Origin of the sequence: Vagococcus silagei, from assembly GCF_004795745.1 — a bacterium.
Taxonomy (GTDB): Bacteria; Bacillota; Bacilli; order Lactobacillales; family Vagococcaceae; genus Vagococcus; species Vagococcus silagei.
The window spans coordinates 1,298-3,381 of record NZ_SDGV01000030.1; the positions used below are offsets into that span (position 1 = coordinate 1,298).

Annotated in this window: 4 protein-coding genes; 3 read left to right on the forward strand and 1 reads right to left on the reverse strand. The window is 35.5% G+C overall.

Annotated elements, in window-relative coordinates:
- Positions 1–480, forward strand: a 480-nt coding sequence (locus tag ESZ54_RS11295; RefSeq protein ID WP_136137763.1) for a P-loop NTPase family protein, incomplete at its 5' end; no start/stop codon positions are given.
- Here the strand turns inward: ESZ54_RS11295 and ESZ54_RS11300 are convergent.
- Positions 477–956, reverse strand: coding sequence for a 2-thiouracil desulfurase family protein (locus tag ESZ54_RS11300; RefSeq protein WP_136137760.1), 480 nt, complete (start codon positions 954–956; stop codon positions 477–479). The two genes, ESZ54_RS11295 and ESZ54_RS11300, sit on opposite strands and share 4 nt — an antisense overlap.
- A gap of 201 nt (positions 957–1,157) precedes the next feature.
- Here ESZ54_RS11300 and pdo point away from each other — a divergent pair, with 201 nt between their 5' ends.
- Entirely contained in the window at positions 1,158–1,790 is a 633-nt protein-coding gene (gene pdo, locus ESZ54_RS11305; protein WP_204249553.1) for a protein disulfide oxidoreductase, read from the forward strand.
- A gap of 130 nt (positions 1,791–1,920) precedes the next feature.
- Positions 1,921–2,084: RrF2 family transcriptional regulator (locus ESZ54_RS11310; protein WP_136137762.1), on the forward strand; the 164-nt coding region annotated here is incomplete at its 3' end.

Genomic DNA, 2,084 nt, shown 5'->3' on the forward strand with positions numbered 1-2,084 from the left:
ATTGGAAGTGGTAAAACAACACTCGCCAAACAACTTGCGACAGAATTAAAAATTCCTCATTACGAGTTAGATAACATCGTTTGGGAACGTCATCCTGATGGAGATAAAAAAAGAAGCATTACAGCACGCAATGCACTTCTTGAAAAGACCATTCAAAAAGAAGCATGGATTATTGAGGGGGCACACCATACTTGGATTGCACCCTCAATTGAGAAAGCTGACTTAATCATTTTTCTTGATACTAAGCTTACAACACGCAAACGACGCATCCTCACGCGTTTTATCAAACAAAAATTAAACATTGAACCTGCAAATTACCAACCGACTTTAAAAACTTTACGCTTTTTATACCAGTACAATACAATTTTTGAAAATGAAGCTAAACCTGAAATTCTAACATTGCTTGAACCGTACAAGGAAAAAGTTAAATGGATTCAAACGCCAAAAGAGCTACGCACTTTAATAAAACCAGACACTTAAACCAACAAATTTGCATACTCTTTTTTGACTAGTTCCCATTCAGTATCGGCGTAAACCATTAACCCTTTTTTGCGAAATAATGCAGTCGCAACGCCAACTCCTTGTTTCATCACGCCTATAAAATTTCCATCATAAACATAATGCGTGCCACAAGTTGGACTTTTTTCTTTTAAAAGCAGGACCGTAATTCCTTTATCCTTAATTATTTCGTACGCTTTCCTTGCGCCAGCCACATAAATATCGGTCACATCTGTCCCATCGTTTTCCACGACACGAGCCTTACCAGCTAAAACATCATAACCATCTCCACCAATAATTTCAGCTGGTTTTCTAGGAATAGGTAGACCACCTAAAACCTCAGGACAAATAATAACAACTTTGTCTTGCTCAACTAGTTGAATAAATTCTGTTGTTCCTTGATTACGCCCATCATAACGACAAGCAATACCACCTAAACATGCACTCATACCAATCATCTTCTTTAAGCTCCTAACGTTTATTATCTTTCTTTGTATCAATAAGTACTTGCCTATTCACAAGCAAATTTATTGTCGGTCAAACTATGGATATGTTACGCTCCTATCATTAAAACGTATTTATTACGTTTTAATGACTACGATTAAAGGAGGTCCGTAAGTAATTTGTTGAAAAAATAACCATAGAAAGTGATGATTATCATGAATAGCAATATGAAAAGCACCATCAAAAATGAATTACAAGCTGTAAAAAACACCGTCTATATTCAACTCTACCTCGATGAAAAAAACTCTCACGAAGCACTGGAAATGATTGCTTTTACACAAGAAATTGCCGATTTGCATGACTTAATCCATTTGGAAGTCTTAGATCAATACGACCTAACGCAAAGTAACAATCCCTATCAAGTTGAGCGTACACCAGCAATCATTTTACTAAACAAAAACAAAGAATTTCTTGGTGTAAAATACTACGGTCTTCCAGCTGGCTACGAAATTCGCTCATTTATTCAAGGAATTATTGCAATGTCTGAAGACAAACTAACTATCTCACCCAATGTTTTAACACGCATTGAGTCCATTAATCAGCCGGTAACATTAAAAGTATTCATTACACTTGGCTGTCCCCACTGTCCTCAAGCTGTTCATAATGCGCATAAAATCGCAATGCTTAATAAAAATATTACCGCCGAAATGATAGATGCTCAACTATTTGCTGACTACTCTTCTCAGTACCAAGTCTCTGGTGTCCCTAAAATTATCATCAATGAACAATTTGATTTACTTGGGAATGTCCCTTTAACACGTATGTTAGACGAAATCGAAAAACTATAATTACAAAAACGAGTCTATCAGTTGACTCACTCTCTTTTTAAAGATATTATTTATCTATAATAGATTAATTAGATTATGGAGAATCCTCTGCTGAAATGCAAGGAAAATTTTTATTATCGGAGATGAGTCGATGAAATATTCAAAAGCAACAGATTATGCTTTACATACCATGCTGTTAATGGCTAAAGATGGCTCTGAAACAAGTATCAGTGTCGTCGAGTTAGCAGACAAACAAAAAGTATCACCTACCTATTTATCAAAAATTTTAACCAAACTTTCAAAAGAAGGCCTAGT